The 24,491-nt window shown below is 67.2% G+C and carries 24 protein-coding genes; 10 read left to right on the top strand and 14 right to left on the bottom strand.

Annotated features, from left to right (window positions below; all coding sequences use genetic code 11):
• Window positions 1–20 precede the first annotated feature (20 nt).
• The 10 genes from mmsB to GGQ97_RS12840 form a co-directional block, all read right to left on the bottom strand.
• Window positions 21–923 (bottom strand): 3-hydroxyisobutyrate dehydrogenase, encoded by a 903-nt coding sequence (gene mmsB / locus GGQ97_RS12885; protein WP_168070171.1) that lies wholly within the window; start codon window positions 921–923, stop codon window positions 21–23.
• Window positions 924–934: 11 nt separating this feature from the next.
• Window positions 935–1,711 carry an enoyl-CoA hydratase gene (locus tag GGQ97_RS12880; protein WP_168070169.1) on the bottom strand — a complete coding sequence of 259 codons (777 nt, stop codon included), beginning with the start codon at window positions 1,709–1,711 and terminating at the stop codon, window positions 935–937.
• The gene (locus GGQ97_RS12875) at window positions 1,708–2,763 is read right to left on the bottom strand and encodes a 3-hydroxyisobutyryl-CoA hydrolase (protein ID WP_168070167.1); all 1,056 of its coding nucleotides are present in this window, start codon (window positions 2,761–2,763) and stop codon (window positions 1,708–1,710) included. Before GGQ97_RS12875 ends, GGQ97_RS12880 begins: the two co-directional genes overlap by 4 nt.
• Window positions 2,760–3,902, bottom strand: a complete 1,143-nt coding sequence (locus GGQ97_RS12870) for an acyl-CoA dehydrogenase family protein (RefSeq protein WP_168070165.1) — start codon at window positions 3,900–3,902, stop codon at window positions 2,760–2,762. Before GGQ97_RS12870 ends, GGQ97_RS12875 begins: the two co-directional genes overlap by 4 nt.
• A 24-nt stretch (window positions 3,903–3,926) precedes the next feature.
• Window positions 3,927–4,490 carry a hypothetical protein gene (locus GGQ97_RS14200; protein WP_209022856.1) on the bottom strand — a complete coding sequence of 188 codons (564 nt, stop codon included), beginning with the start codon at window positions 4,488–4,490 and terminating at the stop codon, window positions 3,927–3,929.
• A complete protein-coding gene (locus tag GGQ97_RS12860; RefSeq protein WP_168071054.1) occupies window positions 4,480–4,866 on the bottom strand; it encodes a RidA family protein in 387 nt (128 codons plus the stop codon). The genes GGQ97_RS14200 and GGQ97_RS12860 overlap by 11 nt, the downstream gene beginning before the upstream one ends.
• A complete protein-coding gene (locus GGQ97_RS12855) occupies window positions 4,863–6,089 on the bottom strand; it encodes a hypothetical protein (RefSeq protein ID WP_168070163.1) in 1,227 nt (408 codons plus the stop codon). Before GGQ97_RS12855 ends, GGQ97_RS12860 begins: the two co-directional genes overlap by 4 nt.
• Before the next feature lie 110 nt (window positions 6,090–6,199).
• On the bottom strand, window positions 6,200–7,138 hold the full coding sequence (locus GGQ97_RS12850; protein ID WP_168070161.1) for a polysaccharide deacetylase family protein: 939 nt from the start codon (window positions 7,136–7,138) through the stop codon (window positions 6,200–6,202).
• A gap of 5 nt (window positions 7,139–7,143) precedes the next feature.
• The gene (locus GGQ97_RS12845; RefSeq protein WP_168070159.1) at window positions 7,144–8,646 is read right to left on the bottom strand and encodes a CoA-acylating methylmalonate-semialdehyde dehydrogenase; all 1,503 of its coding nucleotides are present in this window, start codon (window positions 8,644–8,646) and stop codon (window positions 7,144–7,146) included.
• Window positions 8,647–8,724: 78 nt separating this feature from the next.
• On the bottom strand, window positions 8,725–10,698 hold the full coding sequence (locus GGQ97_RS12840; protein ID WP_168070157.1) for a M3 family metallopeptidase: 1,974 nt from the start codon (window positions 10,696–10,698) through the stop codon (window positions 8,725–8,727).
• A gap of 91 nt (window positions 10,699–10,789) precedes the next feature.
• Here GGQ97_RS12840 and GGQ97_RS12835 point away from each other — a divergent pair, with 91 nt between their 5' ends.
• The 6 genes from GGQ97_RS12835 (at window position 10,790) to GGQ97_RS12810 (ending at window position 16,618) form a co-directional block, all read left to right on the top strand.
• On the top strand, window positions 10,790–12,229 hold the full coding sequence (locus GGQ97_RS12835) for a M28 family peptidase (RefSeq protein WP_168070155.1): 1,440 nt from the start codon (window positions 10,790–10,792) through the stop codon (window positions 12,227–12,229).
• A gap of 19 nt (window positions 12,230–12,248) precedes the next feature.
• Window positions 12,249–13,178, top strand: a complete 930-nt coding sequence (locus tag GGQ97_RS12830) for a DMT family transporter (protein WP_168070153.1) — start codon at window positions 12,249–12,251, stop codon at window positions 13,176–13,178.
• A gap of 8 nt (window positions 13,179–13,186) precedes the next feature.
• Complete coding sequence (gene rnr, locus GGQ97_RS12825; protein ID WP_168070151.1) at window positions 13,187–15,418, top strand: ribonuclease R; 2,232 nt, start codon at window positions 13,187–13,189, stop codon at window positions 15,416–15,418.
• A gap of 13 nt (window positions 15,419–15,431) precedes the next feature.
• Window positions 15,432–15,986: an NADPH-dependent FMN reductase gene (locus tag GGQ97_RS12820; protein ID WP_168070149.1), complete on the top strand. Its 555-nt coding sequence runs from the start codon at window positions 15,432–15,434 to the stop codon at window positions 15,984–15,986.
• 69 nt (window positions 15,987–16,055) lie between these two features.
• Window positions 16,056–16,232, top strand: coding sequence for a YegP family protein (locus GGQ97_RS12815; RefSeq protein ID WP_168070147.1), 177 nt, complete (start codon window positions 16,056–16,058; stop codon window positions 16,230–16,232).
• A gap of 68 nt (window positions 16,233–16,300) precedes the next feature.
• Window positions 16,301–16,618, top strand: coding sequence for a hypothetical protein (locus GGQ97_RS12810; protein WP_168070145.1), 318 nt, complete (start codon window positions 16,301–16,303; stop codon window positions 16,616–16,618).
• Window positions 16,619–16,624: 6 nt separating this feature from the next.
• Here GGQ97_RS12810 and dcd read toward each other — a convergent pair whose 3' ends face one another.
• Entirely contained in the window at window positions 16,625–17,179 is a 555-nt protein-coding gene (gene dcd, locus GGQ97_RS12805) for a dCTP deaminase (protein ID WP_168070143.1), read from the bottom strand.
• Between the two features lie 124 nt (window positions 17,180–17,303).
• On the opposite strand from dcd, the gene GGQ97_RS12800 reads away from it, so the two are divergent.
• On the top strand, window positions 17,304–18,794 hold the full coding sequence (locus tag GGQ97_RS12800; RefSeq protein WP_168070142.1) for a replicative DNA helicase: 1,491 nt from the start codon (window positions 17,304–17,306) through the stop codon (window positions 18,792–18,794).
• A 63-nt stretch (window positions 18,795–18,857) separates the two neighbouring features.
• Here the strand turns inward: GGQ97_RS12800 and astD are convergent, their stop codons facing one another.
• Window positions 18,858–20,282 (bottom strand): succinylglutamate-semialdehyde dehydrogenase, encoded by a 1,425-nt coding sequence (gene astD / locus GGQ97_RS12795; protein ID WP_168070140.1) that lies wholly within the window; start codon window positions 20,280–20,282, stop codon window positions 18,858–18,860.
• Window positions 20,279–21,670, bottom strand: a complete 1,392-nt coding sequence (locus GGQ97_RS12790) for a protein adenylyltransferase SelO family protein (RefSeq protein WP_168070138.1) — start codon at window positions 21,668–21,670, stop codon at window positions 20,279–20,281. The genes astD and GGQ97_RS12790 overlap by 4 nt, the downstream gene beginning before the upstream one ends.
• 41 nt (window positions 21,671–21,711) lie before the next feature.
• On the opposite strand from GGQ97_RS12790, the gene GGQ97_RS12785 reads away from it, so the two are divergent.
• Together GGQ97_RS12785 and GGQ97_RS12780 are read left to right on the top strand one after the other, a co-directional pair.
• The gene (locus GGQ97_RS12785; RefSeq protein WP_168070137.1) at window positions 21,712–22,575 is read left to right on the top strand and encodes an alpha/beta fold hydrolase; all 864 of its coding nucleotides are present in this window, start codon (window positions 21,712–21,714) and stop codon (window positions 22,573–22,575) included.
• A 29-nt stretch (window positions 22,576–22,604) separates the two neighbouring features.
• The gene (locus GGQ97_RS12780; RefSeq protein WP_168070135.1) at window positions 22,605–23,102 is read left to right on the top strand and encodes a hypothetical protein; all 498 of its coding nucleotides are present in this window, start codon (window positions 22,605–22,607) and stop codon (window positions 23,100–23,102) included.
• A gap of 37 nt (window positions 23,103–23,139) precedes the next feature.
• Here GGQ97_RS12780 and GGQ97_RS12775 read toward each other — a convergent pair whose 3' ends face one another.
• Complete coding sequence (locus GGQ97_RS12775; RefSeq protein WP_168070133.1) at window positions 23,140–23,328, bottom strand: hypothetical protein; 189 nt, start codon at window positions 23,326–23,328, stop codon at window positions 23,140–23,142.
• Between the two features lie 145 nt (window positions 23,329–23,473).
• Here GGQ97_RS12775 and GGQ97_RS12770 point away from each other — a divergent pair, with 145 nt between their 5' ends.
• Window positions 23,474–24,346, top strand: a complete 873-nt coding sequence (locus GGQ97_RS12770) for a class I SAM-dependent methyltransferase (protein ID WP_168070132.1) — start codon at window positions 23,474–23,476, stop codon at window positions 24,344–24,346.
• Window positions 24,347–24,491: the final 145 nt, after the last annotated feature.

Raw genomic sequence — 24,491 nt, 5'->3', positions numbered from 1 at the left:
GGCTGACAGGACAGCGCAGCCTAGTTCGCTTCGGCAGGCGGCGTCCAGCTGTCGTCGATCATCTTGATCAACGCCGAGAAGTCCTTGGGCCCGCCGCCGCGCTCGACGAAGCGCTGGTAAAGCTCGGCCGCCTCGCCGCCCATCGGCGTGTAGGCGCCCGCGGCCTGCGCCGCTTCCATCGCGAGCAGCAAGTCCTTCAGCATCAGCTGCGCCGCGAACCCGCCGTCATAGCCGCGATCGGCCGGGGTCTCCGGACCGACGCCCGGCACCGGGCAATAGGAGGTCATCGACCAGCTCTGACCGCTCGCCTTGCTGGAGATGTCGAAGAATACCTGCGGGTCGAGGCCGAGCTTCTGCGCCAGCACGAACGCTTCGCAGGTGCCGGCCATGGTCACGCCCAGCAGCATGTTGTTGACGATCTTGGCGGCCTGGCCCGAGCCCGAGCCGCCGGCATGGATCACCGCCTTGCCCATCTGCTCGAGGATCGGCCGCGCGCGCTCGAACCCGGCATCCGTCCCGCCGACCATGAAGGTCAGCGTCCCGCCCTCGGCCGCGGCGATCCCGCCAGAGACGGGCGCATCGACCATTTCATAGCCGGCGGCGCGGGCTTCCTCCTCGACCGTGCGGGCGGTGGCGACGTCGATCGTCGAACAGTCGAGCAGGATCGCGCTGGTCGGCGCCTTGCCGAATACCGCCGAGCGATAGACCTCGGCCACATGCTTGCCGGCAGGAAGCATGGTCACCACCGCCTCGGCGCCCTCGACCGCCGCCGCCGCATCGGCGACCCGGGTCGCGCCCCGCTCTTCGGCCTTGGCCAGTGCCGCCTCGCTGAGGTCGAAGGCGCGAACCTCATGCCCCGCCTTGGCTAGGTTGGCGGCCATCCCGCCGCCCATGTTGCCGAGCCCGATGAACGCGATCCGCATGCTTGACGCTCCTACTTGCCGGTCCACTTGCCCGGGCGCTTCTCGACAAATGCGGCCATGCCTTCCTTCTGGTCCTGCGTCCCGAACAGGCCGTGGAACAGCCGCCGCTCGAACTTCACGCCCTGAGCAAGCGGAAGCTCGAAGGCGGCGTTGACCATTTCCTTGGCGGCGATCGCGGCGAGCGGCGGCATGGCGGCGATCTCGGCAGCGGTCTTGAGCGCTTCCTCCACCAGGCTCGCGGCGGGCACCACGCGGGCGACGAGTCCGGCCTTTTCGGCCTCCTCGGCGCCCATCATCCGGCCGGTCAGGCACATCTCCATCGCCTTGGCCTTGCCCACCGCAGCCGCCAGCCGCTGCGAGCCGCCCATGCCCGGGGTCACGCCGAGCTTGATCTCCGGCTGGCCGAATTTCGCATTATCGCCGGCGATGATGAAGTCGGCCATCATCGCGACTTCGCACCCGCCGCCCAGCGCAAAGCCACTGACCGCCGCGATCCACGGCTTGCGGGTGTCGGTGACCCGCTCCCACCCGGCGAAGAAGTTGGCCGAATACATGTCAGCAAAGCCTTGCGCCTGCATTTCCTTGATGTCGGCCCCGGCGGCGAACGCCTTTTCGCTTCCCGTCAGCACCAGGCAATGCTGGCTGTCGTCGGCATCGTAGGCGGCAAAGGCATCGATCAGTTCGGCCAGCACCTGGCTGTTCAGCGCGTTCAGCGCCTGCGGGCGGTTGAGGCGGACCAGCGTGACGGCGTCGTGCCGCTCGACGAGCAGGGTGGTGTAATCGGTCATGCGATCTCCGGGAACGGCGTCCAGGCTTCCTCGGGCGGAAGCTCGGCGAACAGTTGATCGACGGTTTCGTCCAGCACCGCCTCGGGCACCGCCGGCTTCCAGTCGGGCTTGTTGTCCTTGTCGATCAGCAGCGCGCGGACGCCTTCGACGAAATCGTGGGTGTGCACGACCCGGCAGGCAAGCACATATTCGGCGCGCATCTCATCCTCGAAACTCGCCCGCCCGGCGCCCTCCTTGAGCAGCCGAAGCGAGACCTTGCACGACAACGGGCTCTTGCTGCGCAGCGTCGCCAGCTCGGAGCGCGCCCAGTCGCTGTCCTCGGCTTCCAAGCCAGCGATCACTTCCTCCAGCGTGTCGGGCGCGAACAGGCGCGCGATGTCGGCCATGTTCTGCTCGATCCGCGCGGTTGGCGGGACGCCCGCGAAATTGCCCGCGGCGCCAGCGGCGCGGGCCGGCGCTGCAGCCAGCCGCTCGACCAGGTCGGGCAGGGCCGACTGCGGCACGTAATGAGTGGCAAGGCCGAGATAGCGGCATTCGGCCCCGTCCAGCCGCGCGCCGGTCAGGGCCATGAACTGGCCGACCCGGCTTTCCAGCCGCGACAGATACCAGCCGCCGCCGACGTCCGGGAACAGGCCGATCCCGGTTTCGGGCATGGCAAGCCGAGTGTTCTCGGTCGCGATCCGGACCTGGCAGGGAAGGGCGATGCCGACGCCGCCGCCCATGGTGATCCCGTCCATCAGCGCAATGGTCGGCTTGGGATAGGTGAACAGCAGGTGGTTGAGGCGATATTCGGCGTGGAAGAAGGCGGCGGCCTCGCTCCCGTCGCCCGCACCCGACCTGGCCAGCGCGACCACGTCGCCCCCGGCACAGAAGCCGCGGCCTTCGGCATGGTCGATCAGCACCGCCTGGATCGCGGGATCGTCGCGCCATTCGAGCAGCGCGTCGCTCATCGCCTCGCACATGGCGCGGGTCAGCGCATGGATCGCGCGCGGCCGGTTGAGCCGGATCCGGCCCAGCGCGCCTTGGGTCGTGATCAGGACATCGCTGGTCACTGGCGCAGCATCTCTCGCGCGGTGATCATGCGCATGACCTGGTTGGTCCCTTCGAGGATCGAATGGACCCGAAGGTCGCGCCAGAAGCGCTCGATCGGATAATCCATCAGGTAGCCGTAGCCGCCGTGAAGCTGCAGCGCGCGATCGGCGATGGTCGACCCGGTGTCGGTCGCAAGCCGCTTGGCCATGGCCGCGAAGCGGGTCTTGTCGGGCGCATTGTCGGTGACCTTGGCCGCCGCGAGATAGAGCAGCGCACGGGCGGCCTCCAGCTCGGTTGCCATGTCGGCCAGCATGAACTGGGTGTTCTGGAAGTCGGCGATGGCGGTGCCGAACTGCTTGCGCTCCTTGGTGTAGGCAACCGCCTCGTCAAGGCAGCGCTGACCCCCGCCCAGGCTGCAGGCGCCGATATTGAGCCGTCCGCCGTCGAGGCCCATCATCGCGATGCGGAAGCCTTCGCCCTCGCCGCCGACGCGGTTCTCGACCGGCACCCGGACCTCGTCGAAATTGACCTGCGCGGTGGGCTGGCTGTGCCATCCGAGCTTGCGCTCCTGCGCGCCGAAGCTGACGCCGGGCATGTCCTTTTCGATGACCAGCGCGGTGATCCCCTTGGGACCGTCCTCGCCGGTGCGGACCATGGTGACGTAGATCTCGTTCTCGCCGCCGCCCGAGATGAACGCCTTGGAGCCGCTGACGACATAATGGTCGCCGTCCCGCACCGCGCGGGTCTTGAGCGCCGCCGCGTCCGATCCGCTCGACGGCTCGGTCAGGCAGTAGGAGCCCAAGCGCTCCATCCCGATCATGCTCGGCAGATACTTGTCCTTGACGCCCGCGCTTCCGAAGCGGTCGATCATCCACGCCGCCATGTTGTGGATCGAGATGAACGCGCTGGTCGACGGGCAGCCATAGCTCATCGCTTCGAAGATCAGCGCCGATTCGAGCCGCCCGAGCCCGATCCCGCCGCTCTCCTCCGACACGTAAATCGCGCCGAAACCGAGCTCCGCCGCCTTCTGCACGGTGGCGCGGGGGAAGTGATGCTTCTCGTCCCACTCGGCGGCATTGGGCGTGATTTCGGCGGCAGTGAATTGCCGCGCCAGATCCTGGATCTGGCGCTGGTCGTCGGTGAGGTCGAACTGGGACATGCCGCGCGCGTTAGCGCAGGCGCATCAGGCCGGGCAAGCGGTGTAGGTGAGGTCGACCGGTCCTTCGTCGCCTCCCTTCTCGGTCCGTCGCAACTTGGCCCCGTTGCGCTCGAACGTGACGACCCGCTCCCAGGTCATGCCTTCGCCCGAGAAACCGTAATTGGCGGTGAAGCGGTTGGCCGGGGTCCAGCTGTCGATCCGGTCGAGCGTGCCGCGGCTTTCGTAGAAGGTGAGGCGGCTGTCATTGACCACCATCAGCCCCTTGGCGGCGCTTGCGAACTCCGGCTTGCAATCGTTGGCGGTCAGACCCCAACGGCCGTGGAACCGGGCCGGAATGGAGGTCGGCTTCGCGGCCGGCGCGGCCTCGTTCGCTGCAGAATTGGCGGCTGGTGCGACGCCTTCGTCGATATCGTCGGGGATCGGGCCTTTCTCCGCGCCCTTGGCGACGGGATTGCCGACCCGGCCGGTCGGACCGTCGCCGACCCCGCCTTGCTGGGCGATGACTTCGCCGGTGTCGGCTTTGTCCGCAGCGGGGGTGCAGGCGAGGAGGGGAAGGGCGGCGAGAAGGGGGATGAGGCTAGACTTCATCCCCGACCAACGCCTCGGCTTCGATTTCGACCAACCATTCGGCACGAAGAAGTGCGCTCACGACGACCATGGTCGCCGCGGGCCGCACCCCACCGAAGATTTCGCCATGCACCTGGCCCACCGCATCGGCATCGGCCGGGTCGACGATATACATGCGAGTGCGCACCACATCCGCCGCCGAGCCGCCGAGGTCCTCGACCGCCTTCAGGATGATCGCGAAGCAGCGACGCGCCTGCGCCGCCGCATCACCCGGGGTCGAGCTGCCGTCCGGCTCCACCGGCGCGGTGCCGGAGACGAGTATCCGCTCGCCCACCCGCACCGCCCGGGAAAAGCCGTAGGCCGCCTCGTAGGGCGAGCTGCCTTCCGTCCGCCTCAGCGGCCGCCCTCGGCGCCTTCGGCCTCGACTGCGGCAACGTCCGCGGCGCCCGGCCAGTCGTAGCGGTCCATCGTCACCGACGCGCAGCTGTAGGAAGCGCGATTGCGGATCGAGGCTTCGGTCAGCTTGCCGGCAAGCTCGGGGCGGAGCTTCGCCAGCTCGCCCTGCGCCTGCGCCATGTTGCGGGTCAGCACCATGGTCGAGGTCTTGCTGCCGTCGGCCAGCTGCGCGCCCATCACCGGGGTGGCGTCGGCGAGATAGACATATTCGCCCGCCTTCACGCTGAAGGTCGGGGCGCCGAAGCAATAGCTGCTGGCGGCCGGCGTGTTGGTGCCGACGGTCCAGCCGCCCAGCACGTAATCGCCCGCGGTGACCGGGATCACGCGCAGCTCGTAGCCCGCGCGGCGGTCACCTGCGATGATCGGCACGACGTAGGTCGTGAGGTCGCCCTTCTTCTTCCAGTCGCGCGGCTGGTAGTGGAGGTCGCCCTTGGCGGCGTCGTAGCGGTAGAGCTCGATCCGGCCGAAGCGATCCTTGGCGGCGGGGTTGTTGCGGTTGAACGCGACCACCACCGCGCCCTGGCCCTCGGCAAGCACCGGCATCACGGCCTTGGCCGGGTCCTTGTGCAGCCACAATGTCGCGGGTGAAGCGAGGCCTGCTCCGACCGCGAGCGCCGGATCCTCGAGCGGTGTGAACTTGTCCTTCCGCTCGATCTCGCCGCTGACTTGCGCCGCGCCGACGATGGAGTTGAAATAAGCTTCCTTGGCCTCGTCGGTCATCGCCGCGATCGCCTGCGCCTTGTCCTGCGGCAGCTTCACCATTTGCCAGCCGCGGATCAGCAGGCAGCGCTTGCGATTCTCGCGCCGCGCCGCGCCTTCGGCAATGGCCGCGGCAATGGCGGCGCCAATCCCCCCGCCGATCCCGGCCGCGAGCGGCGAGATGGACGGGTTGTACATCATCGGATTGTAATAGCTGCTCGATCCGCGCGGCAGCTGGCTGCCGCGCGCGATCAGGCGGCATTCCTGCCAGTCGGCATCATATTGCGCGCGCGTCGCGCCCGGCTTGTTGTAGAAGCGATTGTCCTTGAGGTCGCGCGCCGCATCCTTGGCGATCTCCTCGGCGCTGTCGCCGTTCTCGACCTTGGGCTGCGCCGCTGCCGGCGCCGCCTGCAATGCGAAGAACACAGCCACCAGCGCGGCCGACGAACGCAGAAAAACAGTCATCAATCAAACCCCCTTTGGCCGCGTGACGCGCGGCACCCCAGGCGGATGGAGCAAAATCCGGGTTTGACTGTCAACGACAGGATAGCGCCGAAACGATTGTGGAAGCGCGATTATTTCGGCGTGTCGCCTTCGTGCAGCACCCGGGCGCGGAACAGTGGATCGGCGACCTTGGGAGCGACCCGGTCATACCAGCGCGGAGCGGGCAGGCCCTGCTCCCACGCCAGAGCCTCGGTCAGCGTGCCCTGCGTCGACGGGACGTCCGGCTGGCTGGACCCAAGCGGGTCCGCATAAGCCTCGTCGGCGGTGACGATCGTCCAGCCCGCCTCGCGCAGCCCCTTGACCAGATCGGCGATGTACAAGGCGGCAAGGTCGGTTTCGTGCAGCAGAAGAACCTGCGCCGGGGCCCGGCGCAGCACCTTGCGGGCAAGGGCGTCGCTATATTCCGCCGCGCCGACCATCGTCTCGACGTAGAGGGCGCGCAGCGCCTCGCGGTCGACGCGCTTGCCCGCCTTCACCGCGTCGGTCGTCAGTGCTTCCATGTTCCAGTCGGCGCCGTCGGCGGTGACATAGCCGTTGCGCAGCCCTCGCTGGGCGAGCGCCGCACGGACCGCATCGCGCTTGGCTTTGTCGGCGCGGCCTTCGTTAAGGTACGGAAAGCGGAACCACGGGCGGTGGCCGGGCCGCCGCTTTAGCCACTCTTCGGCCTTGTCAATATTGGCGATGTAATCGGTCGCCGGGACGTCGGTCAGCGCCGGATGGCTCCAGCTGTGATTGGCGATGACATGCCCGGCCCGGACATAGGCGGCGATCCTTTGTTCGCCGCCTACCCCGTCATTCTTCCCGAAGTTACCCGGATTCACGAAGAAAGCGGCCTGACGCACCTTCGCCCTGCGGAGACCGGCGATCAGCCGCTTTGCCCGTTCGTCCGGAGTGAAAAACGCCCCGCGCTGCCGGGGCGCGTCGTCGAAGGTGAGGGCGATGCGCTTGTCCGCCGCTGCTGCCGGCGCACCGGTGAGGAGCAGCGCCAGCAGCAGGGGGATCAGGCGCATCCGCCTCACCCCATGGTCGGGATGATGAAGGCGTTGCCGCCGTCGCCGACCCCGCCGTCGGGCCAGCGCGCGGTCACGGTCTTGACCTTGGTCCAGAACTTGACGCCTTCCATCCCGTGCTGGTTGGTGTCGCCGAAGCCAGACCGCTTCCAGCCGCCGAAGGTGTGATAGGCGACCGGCACCGGGATCGGCACGTTGATCCCGACCATTCCGACATTCACCCGTGCCGCGAATTCCCGCGCGGCATGGCCGTTGCGGGTGAAGATGGCGACGCCGTTGCCATATTGATGCTCGCTCGGCAGGCGCACCGCTTCGTTGAAGTCGGCAGCGCGCACGATCTGCAGCACCGGCCCGAAGATTTCTTCCTGATACGAGCGGAAGTGCGGCTTCACATGGTCGAACAGGGTTGGCCCGACGAAATAGCCCTTCTCCGAGCCCTGCAGGCTGAAGCCGCGGCCATCGACCACCAGTTCGCCGCCCTCGTCGGCGCAGGTCTGGATCCACTCCTCGACCCGGTTCTTGTGCGCTTCGTTGACCACCGGGCCGTAATGGGCGTCGGGATCGGTCGACACACCGACCCGCAGCGCCTCGATCGCGGGGATCAGCTTGGCGCGCAGCGCGTCGGCAGTCTTCTCGCCGACCGGCACCACCACCGGCAGCGCCATGCAGCGCTCGCCGGCCGAGCCGAACGCCGCGCCGGTCAGGTCGCTGACCACCTGGTCGAGATCGGCGTCGGGCATGACGATGCCGTGATTCTTGGCCCCGCCGAACGCCTGGACCCGCTTCCCGTTGGCGGTGCCACGCGAGTAGATGTACTGCGCGATGTCGCTCGACCCGACGAAGCTGATCGCCTTGACGTCGGGGTGGTCGAGGACCGCGTCGACCATCTCCTTGTCGCCATGAACGACGTTGAGGATACCATCGGGCAACCCGGCCTCGGTCATCAGTTCGGCGAGGCGCACCGGCACGGTCGGATCGCGCTCGGAGGGCTTGAGGATAAACGCATTGCCGCAGGCGATGGCGACGCCGAACATCCACATCGGGATCATCGCCGGGAAGTTGAACGGGGTGATCCCGACGCAGATGCCAAGCGGCTGGCGCATCGAGTAGACGTCGATCCCCGGCCCCGCGCCCTGCGTATACTCACCCTTCAGCGCGTGCGGGATGCCGCAGGCGAACTCGATCACCTCCAGCCCGCGCTGGATGTCGCCCTTGGCGTCAGCGATCACCTTGCCATGCTCGCTCGAGAGGATTCCGGCGAGCTCGTCCATGTTCTTCTCGACCAGCGCCTTGAAGTTGAACATCACCCGGGCGCGGCGCTGCGGATTGGTCGCGGCCCAGCCGGGGAGCGCGGCGTTGGCGGCGTCGACTGCCTTCTGCAGATCGGTCGCCGAACCGAGGCGGACGGTCGCCTGCACGTCGCCCGCGGACGGGTTGAACACCTCGCCCGAACGGTCCCCGGCCGCAACCGAGGTGCCACCGATGAAATGATCGATCTGACGAAGCATGAGACGCGTCCTGACTAGGGAAGGGGGGTGCCGCTCCCCCTAGCCCCGGTCAGCGCCGCTTGCCAATGCCGGCAAGGCTCAGCGCGCGGCTTTGGCCATCTCTGCCTTATAGGCATTGGTGCTGATCGGCCGCCCGAGGAAATCCTGCACCAGCTCGGCCGCGGGCTTGGTCCCGCCCGGCGCCAACACTAGCCGCCGGTAATCGGAAGCGGTCTTCGGGTTTCGCAGACCTTCTTTGGCGAAGCGGGTGAACAAGTCGTCGGCGATCACCTTGGACCAGCGATAGGTGTAATAGCTCGCGCCATACCCGGCGAGGTGCGGAAAGCTGGCCTGACCCTGCGACCAGCTCGGCTGCGGAATCATGCTGTAGGTGTCGACATATTTGCGATAGGCCGCGCCCAGGTCGGCCGGTGCCGCGCCCTGGTAGAAGCGCAACGCCGCCTCGCTGTAGCCAAGCTGGCCCATGTCTCCCATGCCCATGTTGAAATGACGCGCGCGGTTCATCTGCGCGACCAGTTCCTGCGGGATCGGCTGGCCCGCGTCATTGGTCGCGAACCGCTTCAGCGTGTCGTAATCATAGACCCACTCTTCCAGCATCTGGCTGGGCGCCTCACCGAAATCGGCCTCGGTCGCGATCCCGCTTTGCCCGGCCCAGCGCTGGTTCTGCCCGCCGAAGATGCCGTGCAGCAAGTGACCATATTCGTGCAGGAACGTCTCCACGTCGCCATGCTCCATCAGCCCGTCGGGAGCATTCATCACCAGCGCGATCACCGGCACCTGGCCGGCCATGCCTTGGCGGATCGGCACCACATTGGCATGCTCGTACTTGCCGGGCCGCGGGTGCATGTCGAGGTAGAAGCGGCCGATCAGCTTGCCGCCTTCAAACATCTCATAGGCTTCGGCCTTGGGGTGCCACAGCGCGGTCTGCCACGGCTTGATGTCGACCCCGAAGAGGTCCTCGCTCAGCTGCAGGATCCCGTCGCGCACTTTGGGGTAACTGAAATATTTGCGCGCTTCCTGCCGGTCGAAGCCATAGCTCTGCTTCTGCACGATCGGGGTCAGGTAGCTATTGTCCCACGGGGCGATGGTGGTCGCGCCCGGTTCCGTCTGCCGGAGCACCGCCAGCTTCTTGCCATAATCGCTTTGCGCCGCCGGGCGCGCCGCCGCCGCCATCTCGGCCAGCAGCGCCTCGACCTTGGCCGGCGTGTTGAGCATCCGCGGCTCGAAATCGACGGTCGCGAAATCGGGTCTTCCGATCAGCCTGGCGAAGGCCTGCCGGGCGTTGATCAGGTCGCGCAGCACCGCGTCGTTGGCGGGATAGCCGACCTGCGCATACTCCCGCAGGAACCGCTCGCGCAGCGCGCTGCTCTTGGCATAGGTCATTACCGGCACGAAGTCGGCGCTGTCGGTGCGCAGCGTGATCTTGCCGTCGGCACCCGGCTTGCGCGCCGCGATGAAGTCGGCCGGAAGCCCGTCCAGTTCGGCCGCGGTGACCGTGATCGACCGCTGGTTCTTGGGAATGTTCGCCTGGAAGCTGGTGGTCAGTTCCGAAATGCGGTCGGCCAGCTTGCGCGCCTCGACCCTTTTGTCGGCATCCAGCGCCACGCCCGACAGTTCGAAGGCCTGCAAGGTGCGCTGAAGATAAAAGGCGCTCGGCTTGTCGGCAGGAGCCGGCAGCGCCTTCAGCTTCTCGTAGATCGGGCGTGACAGGGTGACGGCATTGAACTCGGTGCCGACCTTGACCTCGCAATCCTGCGCCGCGCTGCGCGCCGCCTCGTCGACCAGCACTTCGCGATACAGGCCCGCTTCGCCATTGGCGCCGATCAGCACGTTGAGCAGATCGTCGAACTGCTGCAGCGCCGTCGCGCTCGACCCGGGTGCTTCCAGCTTCGTGCGAAGCGCGGCGCTGCGACCGAGCATCTCGTTGCAGCGGGCGGTCACGGCCGCCGCAGTCGGCGCACCTGACAGGATCGGCGGCAGGGTCTGCGCGCCCACCGAACTCGCCACGCCCAGCATCGCACCTGCCGCCAGCAATCGACCCGCTGAATTCATGTTACTGCCCCCAGTAATGAAAGAAGGCAGCCTAGACCGGCCATCGCGAAACACCTAGTCCCTCTGCGACTGCATGATCCGGGAGTATTCGATGCTGAAGCCGCTGGCGCTGACCCTTTCCGCCGCCCTCCTGTCGAGCACCACGACTGCGGCGACTCCCGAACAGCAGATGATGGCGGCGGCGAACAAGGTCAGTGAAGCGCGGCTTCGTGCAGATGTCGCGAAACTGGTCGGCTTCGGCACCCGTCACACCCTCTCCAGCCAGACCGACCCCAGGCGCGGGATCGGCGCTTCGGTGCGCTGGGCCGAGGCGGAGTTGAAGGCGCTCGGCCTCCAGACGCTCCAGACCTGCGACACCGTTACCGGCCGCCGCGTGCCGCAGCCCACCCGGGTCTGCAACGCCGTCGGTATCCAGCGCGGGACCGAGCGTCCCAACGACGTCGTCATCATTACCGGCCACATCGACAGCCGCGTCACCGACGTGATGGACTTCACCAGCGACGCGCCGGGCGCCAACGACGACGGCTCGGGCACCGTCGCCGTGCTCGAAGCGGCACGTGCGCTGCGCGGCGGCAAGTTCGGCGGGACGATCGTCTACGGCGTGCTGTCGGGCGAGGAGCAGGGCCTGCTCGGCGGCAAGATATTGTCCGACTATGCCAAGGCGCAGGGTTGGAACGTCGTCGCCAATCTCAACAACGATATCATCGGCAACAGCTGCGGCTCCGATCGCGTCTGCGACGTCAGGACCGTGCGGGTCTTTTCCGAAGGGCCGCGCTGGCAGGGCCGCGAAGCGCTTGCCGCCTCCCAGCGCAGCCTCGGCGGGGAGAATGACAGCCCCAGCCGCAACATCAGTCGCTTCCTAGACCGGCTGGCCGAACGCCTGCCGCAGATCGGTCTCGACGTCCGCCAGGTGTGGCGCAACGACCGTTTCGGCCGCGGCGGCGATCACACCGAGTTCCTCAATGCCGGTTTCCCGGCCGTCCGCTTCTCGGTCGCGGTCGAGGATTACGATCATCAGCACCAGGACCTGCGCACCGAAAACGGCAGGAAATTCGGCGACACCATCGACGAGATGGACTTTCCCTATCTCGCCAAGGTCACCCGCCTGAACGTCGCGGCGCTGGTCGCCATCGCCAACGCCCCGCCGCCGCCAGCACCGGTCGCGCAGGGTGCGGTCAGCACCGACACCACGGTCAACTGGGCGCCGCTCGCTGGCGTCCCTGCCTACAAGGTGCACTGGCGCCGGACGGACGAGAACAACTGGACCAAGTCGTCGACCGCGGTTTCGGACGTGGTGGTCACGAACGAAGCCCCGCCGGCCGGTGCCTCGGCCAATCCCAACCGCCCGTCCAACACGGCGACCATGGGCCGGGTCGAGGGCGCGCAGAAGCAATCGGTGCTGAAGGGAATCCGCGTCGACGACTGGGTGTTCGGCGTGTCCTCGGTCAGCAAGGATGGCTGGGAAAGCCCCGTCGCCAGCGCGGTCCCGGGCGGCGCGTTCAAGCCCTACGTCGCGCCGGAGACCAAGTGATCGCACCGTCGCCGGGGGCATGACTGCCGAGGAAACCGACCGTCCGGCCACCCAGCGCCCGCTTGCCGGCATCCTGTTGCGGCTGCTGACGGCGCTGCTGCTGGCGCTGATGTTCGCGGGGGTGAAGCTGGCCGGCAACCGCGGCGTCAACGTCGTCGAGAGCCTGTTCTACCGGCAGATCGGCTCGGTCGTCTGCGCCACCGGCCTGGTGCTTGCCGGGCCCGGGCTCGCCTCGCTCCGAACGAAGAGGGTCGGTGCGCATATCGGCCGCATGGCACTTGGCCTGTCCTCGATGGCCATGAACTTCCTCGCCATCCTGCTCCTTCCCTTGGCCGACGCCACCGCCATCGGCTTCACCGTGCCGATCTTCGCGACCATCCTCGCCGCCCTTGTCCTTGGCGAAGCGACTGGGCGCTGGCGGTGGGCCGCGGTGGTCGCGGGCTTTGTCGGTGTCCTGCTGATCATCCATCCCGGCGAAGGCGGCGTACCGCTCAGCGGCGCCGCGGTGGCGCTGGTTGGCGCCGGGATGACCGCCGCCGTCACCATCGTCATCCGCCGCCTCGGCGCGACCGAACGGGCATCGACCACCGTCTTCTGGTTCGCTGCCAGCAGCCTGGTACCGCTCGGTCTGCTGATGCTCCGCTTCGGACAGGCGCACGACGGCACCACCTTCGCCATCCTCGCCGGCATGGCACTTGCTGGTGGTCTTGCTCAGCTGACCCTTACGGCCAGCCTCCGCCTGGCCCCGGTCGCGCTGGTCATGCCGATGGATTACAGCTCCCTGCTCTGGGCGACCCTGCTGGGCGTCTGGCTGTTCGCCGAACTGCCCACCTCCTCGGTCTGGATCGGCGCCCCGGTGATTATCGCCAGCGGACTGGTGATCGTCTGGCGGGAACATCATCTTGCCCGGCGCGCTGCCCTTTCGGCGCAGGCCGCCACTTCCGCCTAAGGACCCGAATGCCCCGCAAACCCGCCCACACCGGCCTCCCTACCCCCAGGCAGATCCTCGACTTCATCGAGAAGTCGGGACAGCCAGCGGGCAAGCGGGAGATTGCCCGCGCCTTTGGCCTCCACGGTCATGACAAGATCGCGCTCAAGGCCCTGCTCAAGGACATGGCCGACGAAGGGCTGATCGACAGCGCGCCCGGCCGCGCCTTCCACAAGGCGGGCGGCGTGCCCCGGGTCACCGTGCTGCGCATCGTCGCGGTCGAGGAGCAGGCGGTCGCGGTACCCGACAATTGGCAGGGGGAAGGGCCGCCGCCCAAGCTGCGCGTCATTGAGAAAGGCCGCCGCTCGGCGCTCGCGCTCAACGACCGCATCCTCGCCCGCACCGAGGAGCGCGGGAACGGGCATGTCGCTCACCTGATGAAGAAGCTACAGCGCTCGGCCGATCTCATCCTCGGCGTCGTCCACGAGGACGAGGCGGGCGCCAAGTGGCTGAAGCCGGTCGACAAGCGCGAACGCCGCCAGCTCCCGCTCTCTGACCTCGGCGAGGCGCAGACCGGCGACCTGGTGCTGGCCGAGCCCTCCGGCCGCCCGCCCCGCATCTCGGCCAAGGTCGACGCCGTGCTCGGCGACCCCTTCGCCCCGCGCAGCTTCAGCCTGATCGCCATCCACAAGCACGGGCTTCCCCACGAATTCCCCGAGGAGACGGTCGAGGAAGCGCGCGAGGTCTCGACCCTACCGCTCGGCTTGGACCGCGAGGACCTGCGCCACCTGCCGATCGTCGCGATCGACCCCGCCGACGCGCGCGACCATGACGACGCCATCTGGGCCAGCCCCCGCGAGGACGGCGGGTGGGACGCCATCGTCGCCATCGCCGACGTCAGCTTCTACGTCCGCCCCGGCTCCGCCCTCGACCGCGAAGCCCGCCGCCGCGGCAACAGCGTCTATTTCCCCGACCGTGTCGTGCCGATGCTCCCGCACGAACTGTCGTCCGACATCTGCTCCCTGAAGGAAGGGCAGGACCGCGCCGCGCTTGCCTGCCACCTCCACGTCGGACCCGACGGCAGCCTCAAGGCGCACCGCTTCACCCGCGCTGTGATCCGAGTCGCCGCCAACATCGCCTACGAAGACGCCCAGCGCGCCATCGACGGGGAGGGCGGGGTCGAGCCCGAACTGCTCGACACCGCGCTCCGTCCGCTGTGGGACTGCTGGGCCGCGCTCTACGCCGCCCGCCAGAAGCGCGAGCCGCTCGAGCTCGACCTGCCCGAACGGCAGGTTGTGCTCGACGAGAAGGGCCGCATCATGTCGGTCGCCCCGCGCGAGCGGCTCGACGCGCACAAGCTGGTCGAGGACTATATGATTGCCGCCAACGTCGCCGCCGCCAAGGCGCTGGAGGCGAAGAAGGCACCGGTCATGTACCGCGTCCACGAAGCCCCCGGCCGCGAGAAGCTGACCGCGCTCAAGGATTATCTCGCCACCTTCGACATGGAATTCGCGCTCGGCCAGGTGATCCGCCCCGCCACCTTCAACCGCATCCTCGAACGGGTCGGCGACGGCGAATCCAAGCCCGAGATCACCGAGCAGATCCTGCGCACCCAGACCCAGGCCCGCTATTCGCCCGATCCGCTCGGCCACTTCGGCCTGGCGCTGCCGTCCTACGCCCACTTCACCTCGCCGATCCGCCGCTACGCCGACCTCCTCGTCCACCGCGCTTTGGTAAGCCACTACAGGCTGGGCGAGGGCGGCCTGCCCGCCGACGACGCCGTTCGCTTCACCGAGATCGGCGAGCTCATCTCCATGCTCGAACGCCGCGCGATGGAGGCCGAGCGCGACACCATCGACCGCTATGTCGCGGCCTATCTCGCCGATCACGTCGGGCAATTGCTCAACTGCCGCATCTCGGGCGTCCAGCCGTTCGGCTTCTTCGCCACGGTCGACGGCCTTGGCGGCGACGGCCTGATCCTCGCCGCCGACCTTGGCCGCGAATATTTCCGGTACGACGAAGCCGCCCGGCAGCTGGTCGGCGACGAAACCGGTGAGACCTATCGCATCGGCCAGCGCCTCCAGCTGCGCCTGACCGAAGCCAATCCGGTCAGCGGCGCGCTTCGCTTCGAGCTTCCCGAGGGCAGTTACGGCCGCCCCGCCGGCGGACCCAGGGAACAACGGCGTGACCGCGTCTTTAAGCCTGCTGGCGGTCGCCGAGGCCGCCCGGCAAACATCCGCCATCAATCCCGCAAGCGCTAGGAACAGCCCACCCATGCCCAAGACCATCGCCGTCCTCCGCGGCAGCCCGCGTGCCGACAGCCTGACCAAGAAGCTTGCCCGGGGCATCGAACTGGCGGTCGGCGACCGGCTGACGTTCAAGGACATCGAGATCCACGACCTGCCGCTCTACAATCCCGATCTCGAGAAGGATGCGGCCCACCCCGCCTGGGACGCCTTCCGCGCCGCGGTTAAGGGTTGCGACGGCCTGCTGTTCGTCAGCCCCGAATGGAACCGCTCGGTCCCCGGCGGCCTCAAGAACGCCATCGACATCGGCTCGCGGCCCTACGGCCAGGGCGTGTTCCAGAAGAAACCCGCCGCGGTCGTCACCCAGTCGACCGGCGGCACCGGCGGCTTCGGCTGCAACCACCACCTGCGCCAGAGCATGGTCCACCTCGACGCCATCGTCCTCGGACAGCCCGAAATGTACGTCGGCAATCTGTCGGCCGACAAGTTCGGCGAGGACGGCAGGGTCAGCGACTCAGGGCTGAAGAAGCTGATCGACGGCTTCGCCGACACCTTTGTCGCCTGGGTCGACAAGCAGGGCTGATCGCCCCTGCCGGCCGTTTCGAAAGCCCTTGATCCATGTTAGCGTCGTCGAAGCTGACGGGAGGTTTCAATGGCTCACAAGTTCGTGATCAAGAAGTCGTCGAACGGCGAATATGTCGCCAGCTTCGAATATAATGGCGAAAAGATTTTCTGGACCGAGACCTACAAGAGCAAATCCTCGGCCCAGAGTGCGATCGACTCGATCAAGAAGAACGGTCCCATGGCCGAGGTTCACGACGCCACCTGACGGGTCGAGCTATTGCGCGGCACTTCGCCAGGCGCCACTCTGCGGGCGCACGACGGGGAGTGGGCAGAATGGCGACGGCGGCAGCGGCGTTGGCGGCACGGGCGCGCCGGGAAATCCAGCACGCCTTCTTCTCGGCCGATGCCGTCCGTCCCGACCGGGCCATCGCCTTCGCGCCCGACAATGGCTTCGAACGGCGCCAGTTCGAGCGGCTGCGGAGCGCAGGCGCGGTGCACGAGGAACAGCCGGGCCGCTACTGGCTCGACCTGCCGGCCTATGACCGGATGCTGCGCCGACATCTTGAGCGTGTGCGTATTTTCTTCGCCATCCTTTTCGCAGCGGGTTTCCTGCTTGTGCTTGCGGGTACCCTCATCCGCCTCACGGCATAGGCGAAATCACAGTCGCGGCAGGGTGACACCCTTCTGCCCCTGATACTTGCCCGCGCGGTCGGCATAGCTGACCTCGCACGGCTCATTGCCCTTCAGGAACAGGAATTGGCACGCCCCCTCGTTGGCGTAGATCTTGGCGGGCAGGGGCGTGGTGTTGCTGAATTCCAGCGTGACATGCCCCTCCCAGCCGGGCTCGAGCGGGGTGACGTTCACGATGATCCCGCACCGCGCATAGGTCGACTTGCCGAGGCAGATCACCAGCACGTCGCGCGGCACCCGGAAATATTCCACCGTCCGCGCCAGCGCGAAGCTGTTGGGCGGGATGATGCAGACATCCGTCTTGCGGTCGACGAAGCTGTTGGCGGCGAAATCCTTGGGGTCGACCACCGCCGAATCGACGTTGGTGAAGATCTTGAACTCGTCCGCCACGCGGGCGTCGTAGCCATAGCTCGACAGGCCGTAGCTGATGCAGCCGTCGCGGCGCTGGGCCTCCACGAACGGCTCGATCATGCCTTGGGTCTGCGCCTGTTCGCGGATCCAGCGGTCGGAAAGGATGCTCATGCAAGCGGGCTTAGCCGTGCGCCCAACGGTTCGTCGATTCCCGCCGCGCGGAAATCCGCGATGCCCACGCTATCCTCGTTATCCACAGCTTGGCGGCCCGTGCGAAAAGCGTAGAGGAACGGTCATGGCCGAAATCCTCCTTCACCCGGGCGCCGGACCTGCCGAGACCCCGGTCCAGCAGCTCCCCCACAACGTCGAGGCCGAAGCGGCGCTGCTAGGCGCGCTGCTGATGGACAACCGGCTGGTCGAGGACGTCCAGTTGAAGCTGCGTGCCGATCATTTCTTCGAGCCGCTCCATGGCCGCATCTACGACGCGATCCTCCGCCTCACCGACCGCAACATGATCGCCAACCCGGTCACGCTGAAACCCTTGTTCGAAGCGGACGAGGCGATGCGGCAGGTCGGCGGGCCGTCCTATCTTGCCCAGCTGACCGGTTCTGGCGCGGCGCTGATCGCGGCGCGCGACTTTGCGGCCCAGATCTACGACCTCGCGCTGCTGCGCAGCCTGGTCGCGGTCGGCCGCGACCTCGTCACCGGGGCGCTCGACACCAGCGAGGACGTCAAGCCGCTCGAGCAGATCGAGCGGGCCGAAACCGAACTCTACAAGGTCGCCGAGCAGGGCGGGGGCGAGGGCAAGGTTAAGACCTTCGCCGACGCCTCCAAAGAAGCGCTGCTGATCGCGGAGGCGGCGCTCAATTCGGGCGGCGCGCTGTCGGGCATCACGACCGGCTTCACCGACGTCAACGCGCGGATGGGCGGCATGCACCGCTCCGACCTCATCATCCTCGCCGGGCGTCCAGGCATGGGCAAGACCTCGCTCGCCACCAATATCGCGTTCAACGCCGCCCGGCGGATGCTGCAGGACAATGCCGACGGCATCACGTCCGAGCGCTCGGCCGGCGCATCGGTCGCCTTCTTCAGCCTCGAAATGTCGGCCGACCAGCTCGCTACCCGCATCCTTGCCGAGCAGAGCAACATCTCCGGCCAGAATATCCGCACCGGGCAGATGAACCTCAACGAGTTCCGGGAATTCGCGCGGGTCGCGGCGGAATTGAACAGCCTTCCGCTCTACATCGACGACACCCCCGGCCTGACCATCGCCGCGCTGCGCGCCCGTGCCCGCCGGCTCAAGCGCCAGAAGAACATCGGCCTGGTGATCGTCGACTACCTCCAGCTCCTGTCGGGTGGCGGCAAGGGCGGCGATTCCAACCGCGTGCAGGAAATTTCGGAGATCAGCCGCGGCCTCAAGAGCCTCGCCAAGGAACTCCACGTCCCCGTGGTCGCCCTGTCCCAGCTCAGCCGTGCGGTCGAACAGCGCGAGGACAAGCGTCCGCAGCTCTCCGACCTTCGCGAATCCGGCTCGATCGAGCAGGACGCCGACATGGTCTGGTTCATCTATCGCGGCGACTATTATCTGATGGCCAAGCAGCCGCCCGACGACCATCCCGACCTGCCTTCATGGCAGGAGGAAATGGCCAAGATCTACGGCACGGCCGAGTTGATCATCGCCAAGCAGCGCCACGGCGCGACCGGCAAGGTGAAGCTCAAGTTCGACGCCCGGATCACCAAATTCTCCGATCTGGTGGAAGAAGGCCACGCGCCCGAATTCCACTAAGCCGCCGCCCGGGGGTGGGCCGCGGGCCGGAAGCGCGTTCCTGCGCTCCGGCCCGCGATGGCCTCAGTCTTCCAGCATGTTGGGGTCGCGCAGGCCTTCGTTGATGGCGGCGCGGGCAATCTCGGCTTCGCTGCTGGTGACGGGATAAGCGCAATAATCGGCCGCATAGGCCGCGCTCGGCCGATGATTGCCGCTGAGGCCGACGCCGCCGAAGGGCGCGTTGGAGGGCGCGCCGTTGGTCGGCTTGTTCCAGTTGATGACCCCGGCCCGGACCTCGCTCCAGAAGCGGTCGAACTGCTGAGGCGATCCGCCGACCAGGCTGGCGGCAAGGCCGAAGCGGGTGTTGTTGGCCTCGGCGATGGCGGCGTCGAAATCGGGCACCCGGACCAGCTGCAGCGCGGGGCCGAACATCTCCTCGTCGGGCCGTCCGGCCACGTCGGTCACGTCGATCAGGGCCGGGGTCAGGAACGGCTGCCTTTCCTGCGGCCGGTCAAGCCGGCGGATCACCCGCCCGCCCTTGATCATCAGGTCGAGGAACTGCGCCTGGACATGATCGGCCGCGGCATTGTCGATCACCGGCCCCATGAAGGGCTGGGGCTGGGCGAACGGCTCACCGACGATCAGCCGGTCCATCAGCTTCAGCATCGCCTTGACCAGGTCGTCGCCGGCCTTGCCCTCGCGCACAATCAGGCGCCGCGCGGCGGTGCAGCGCTGCCCTGCCGACAGATAGGCCGATTGCACCGCGATGGTTGCCGCAGCGGCGGTGTCGCTGGCATCCCACACCACCAGCGGGTTGTTGCCGCCCAGCTCCAGCGCCAGGATCTTGTGGGGCATGTCGGCGAATTGCCGGTGAAGTGCCTGCCCGGCCCGGGCCGAGCCGGTGAACAGCAGTCCGTCGATGCCCTCCTCGCCGGCCAGGGCGCGGCCCTCATCCGGTCCGCCGATCAACAACCGGACCGCGCCTTCCGGCACGCCTGCCTCGTGGTAGAGCTGGACCAGCATCTCGCCCACCGCCGGGGTCTTTTCCGACGGCTTGAACACCACCGTGTTCCCGGCCAGCAGCGCCGGCACGATATGCCCGTTGGGCAAGTGCGCGGGGAAATTATAGGGTCCGAGCACCGCAAGCACCCCGTGCGGTTTGTGCCGCACCGCGATCTTCGACCCCAGCGCCGCTTCCTGCCGCGTGGTACCTGTGCGCTCCATGTAGGCGCTGATCGAAATCTCGACCTTGTTCACGACCGCCCCCACCTCGGTCTTCGCTTCCCACAGGGGCTTGCCCGTTTCGAGCGCGATCAGCCGGGCGAACTCGGCCTCGCGCGCCCGCACCGCATTGGCGAAGCGGCGCAGCGTTTCGGCGCGATAGGTGACCGGCTGCGCGGCCCAGGCAGGGAACGCGTCGCGCGCCGCCGCCACTTCGGCCGCCGCATCGCCGATCTCACCGGACCACAGGGAGTCGCCGGTCGCCGGCGCAAGGGAAATCAATGTCATGCGAGTGGCGAAGAAGCCGAGCCCGCCGCCCCCGTCAAGGCCTCGCCCATCCGCCGTATGGCCGCCACCTTGGCCTCGAACGGCGCCCAGTCGTCGTCGCTGGCAATCGAAGCCCAGATCGCCTCCACCTCGTCGATCAACAGCGAGCAAGGCTCCGGGTCCGACCAGTAGGGATGCGCCCGCGCGCCGCGCCGCTCGCCGATCGCCTCCGCCAAAGCTTGGAACGCCGGGTCGGCATAGGCCTCGCCCCCCGGCCGCTCGCCGCCAAACCAGTCGAAGAAGAAGCGGTCGATGCCAATTGCGCCGGTCCCGAGCGCGGCCACCGCCGTTCGCGCCACCACCCGGTCCTCCTCGGCCCCGGCCGGGGCCAGTCCCAGCCGCCCCACCATTCCCGCCGCCAGCGCCGCGTGGAATTGTCCGGCGAAGCCCTCGAGGATTGCCTGCAGCCCGTCGTGCCCGTCGGTCATCAGCGCAAGGCATCCAGCAAGCTGCGCCAGGTTCCACTGGATCGCCTCCGGCTGCCGGCCGAACGCGTACAGCCCGGCATGATCGAAGTAGGCGGCGGTGAAGGCCGGGTCCCAGCTCGGCGCGAACCGCCACGGCCCGTAATCGAAGCTCTCGCCGGTGATGTTGATGTTGTCGGTGTTAAGCACCCCATGGACGAACCCCGCCACCATGTAGCTCGCCGCCAGCGCCGCGGTCCGCTCCGTCACCAGCGCGAACAGCCGCTCGGCCCCGCCATCGGCCGCCTCGCCATACAGATGCTCGAGGCAATAGCGCACCAGCCGCTCAAGCCCCGCGACATCCTCGCCGAACGCCAGCCGCTGGAAGGTGCCGATGCGGATGTGCCCGTGGCTCAGCCGCGTCAGCACCGCCGAGCGGGTCGGGGAGGGCTCGTCGTTGCGCTCCAGCTCCTCGCCCGTCTCGAACAGCGCGAAGCTGCGGCTGGTGTTCACCCCCAGCGCCTGCAGCATCTCGGTGGCCAGCACCTCGCGCACCCCTCCTTTCAGCGTCAGCCGGCCGTCGCCGAACCGGCTCCACGGCGTCTGCCCCGACCCCTTGGTGCCAAGATCCATCAGCCGCCCGGCCCCGTCGCGGAGCTGCGCGAACAGAAATCCGCGCCCGTCGCCGAGCTCAGGATTATACGATCGGAACTGGTGCCCGTGGTAGCGCAGCGCCAGCGGCGCCTCGAGATTTCCAGGCAGCGGCTCGAACCGGCAGAAGTGCCGCGCCCAGTCGGTCCCCTCCAATCCGACCTCCGCCGCCGCGCGCGTGTTCACGAACCGCGCCGTGCACGCCGGGAAATTCGCTGCGCGCACCGGGTCGTAAAACGTCTCGCCAAGCTCCAGGATGCGCGGATCGGGTCGGTAGGGTTGCACAGGCGTCATCTTGTCCGGATAGAGGCAGGCGATCAGAAAGGGAGCAGCGAGTGGCTCGGTACGAGGACCGGAACTACAACAGCACGGACGGCCTTCGGCTCCATTACCGCGATTATGCGGGGGGAGATCCCGACCAGCCCCCGATCCTGTGCCTTCCGGGCCTGACCCGCAATGCCCGCGATTTCGAGCCGCTGGCCGACCGCTTCGCCGGCGAATGGCGCGTCCTCGCGCTCGACTTCCGCGGTCGCGGCGGAAGCGCGGCCGACCCCGACCCCTCGCGCTACATGCCCGCCACCTATGCCCGCGACGTGATCAAGCTGCTCGACCAGCTCGGGATCGCCGACGCGGTGTTCATCGGCACCTCGCTCGGCGGCCTCGTCACCATGCTGATTGCGGCGATGGAGAATGAGCGCCTCGCCGGCGCCCTTCTCAACGACATCGGGCCGGAAGTCGACCCGAAGGGCATCGAGCGCATTCGCACCTATGTCGGAAAGCCCGTGACCTGGACCAGCTTCGCCGACGCCGCCACGGCGATGATGGCACGGATGGGCGACGTCTACCCGCGCTGGGGCGTGGCCGAATGGGAACGCTTCGCCCGCCGCTGCTGCCGCGAGGAAGGGCCGCAGGTCGTCTACGACTATGACATGCGCATCGCCGAACCCTTTGCCGAGGCCAATGACGCGACCCAGCCCAACCTGTGGCCGTGGCTCGACCATCTCAAGGGCCGCCCGGTGACCATCCTGCGCGGCGCCACCAGCGACCTGTTCTCCGCCGCCACCGCCGAGCGCATGGTCCGCGAGCTGGGCGACGACGCCGAGCTCGTCACGATCGAGGAGGTCGGCCACGCCCCCAGCTTCGACGAACCCGAAAGCATCGCCGCCGTCGAACGCCTGCTGGCGCGGGTCACGGATTAGACCCAAGCTCGGGTGTACCGGAGATGTCGATGACGATGCTGGCGCTGACCCTCATGCTGGCGACTCCGGCCTACACCGTGCCGCCCGGTCTCGCCGGCGTGGCTGGCCTGCAAGGCTGCTGGCGGGTCAGCGGACAGGTGCAGGGCAAGGACTCTCCTTCGATCGCGCGGGGCCAATGGCATCTGGGCCAGCGCTATTTCACGCTCAACCTGCGCGCCCTCGGGTCGGACCCGTATGAAGCGGCGATCACCTATGGCGCGGGCGAGAAGCCCAATGCGATTGGATCGGTCTTCCTGGACACCTTCGGCGGCCTGTACGAACCCTCGCTTGGCCTCGGCGAATTGGAAGCGGGCGGCTTCGTCCAGCGCTACCGCTTCACCGACGCGACCTATCTCAATCGCTTCAGCCGCGTCGGCACCGGCTGGCGCTGGACGATCACCGAACAGACCAGGGACAAGCCCTCGTCCGTCTTCGCGGATTACCACCTGCGCCCGACACCCTGCCGGGGCCTGCGGTTCGACTACTGACGGCGCAGCGGCGAAGGACCGCGCTGCGACGCCGATCCTACCGCACCGCGAGCCACGCGTCGCTGCAGACCAGAATGAGCTCCCGTCTCGCCGCCGGCGTCTTGAGATACTCCTCGACGGCTGCCCGCTCGTCGTCGCCCAGCAGCCGCACGATGGCCGCCACGCTGCGGCATCGGCCCGACCGGGCGAGTTCGAACGCGCGTTCAATGGAAGCGGGCCTTGTCATGAGCGAGCCCTACCGCAGCGCGACGCCTGATGCGAATGTCTGCTCTTGTGCCATTGCGGACATTCGGGTTGATCCGCATCTGCCTTTCCCGGGCGAATTACCCTGCTGGGCAAGGGCGCCATGTCGCGAGGGGAGCGTTTATCGAATGAGTAGGCAGACGGTAAGTCAGCAAACGCTCGAGGCAGCTTGCGACTTTAGCTCCGGAATATCAGGATTGCGCGCGCCGCGGCCGGGTTTTTGGGAATTCAGCAATGGCGACGGCATCTCCTACCCTCCTGGCGGCCACACCAGTCTGGCTCACGTTGAAGAAGCCTCGTATTGGTTCAAACACCGAAACGCGATCATCTCGTCCGTCGTTCAGCAATTTCCACCAGAAGGGATAATCATCGATATTGGTGGAGGAAACGGATATGTTTCCCTCGGCCTCCGCGAGGCTGGCTTCCAAAGTGTTGTCATCGAACCCGGAAGGGCCGGTGCGGAATGCGCCTACGGGCGAGGGTTGCCCGTCCTCATGGCTCCATTCCAGGATCTTGAAATACCTTCAGCATCCGTTGGGGCCGCCGGCCTTTTCGACGTTCTGGAACACATAGAAGACGATGCCGCTGCGCTCGGCCATCTGCGTGCGTCCCTCAAACCCGCAGGGAGAATCTATCTAACGGTGCCCGCATTCAAATGGTTGTGGTCAACAGAAGATGATTACGCGGGCCATTTCCGGCGGTACACTCTGGCCTCTCTGAGCAAGCTGGTTTCGTCCGCAGGCTTTCAGGTTGAGTTCGGGACCTACTTCTTCTCCTCGCTAGTGGCGCCGATATTTGCGCTCCGTTCAATCCCAAGCTGGCTAAGGCTTACGAATGCTGGCAGCCCGTCTTCGGTGGATGCCGATCATAGATTACCATCGGGAACGATTGGCAAAGGATTCTCACGCTCGTTTGCGTGGGAAGCTGATCGAATCTCTGGCCGACGCTCCGTGCCTTTCGGATCAAGCTGTCTCTTGGTTGCCCGTCGTGCGCCAGACTAAGCATTTCAACAAGCTAGGGTATGATGTCCCGACGTAAGCTCTGAAGAGAGCCTATTCTGACCAAGGCAGACATTCCGCTTTCCACCCATTGCAGACATTCGCCGCCAGTAACCTGCAATCAATCCAATCCCGCACATCAATTGCC

It is taken from the genome of Sphingomonas kaistensis (genome assembly GCF_011927725.1).
Lineage (GTDB): Bacteria > Pseudomonadota > Alphaproteobacteria > Sphingomonadales > Sphingomonadaceae > Sphingomicrobium > Sphingomicrobium kaistense.
The sequence above is the reverse complement of the archived record's forward strand: the minus strand, read 5'-3'. Positions and strand labels throughout refer to the sequence as shown.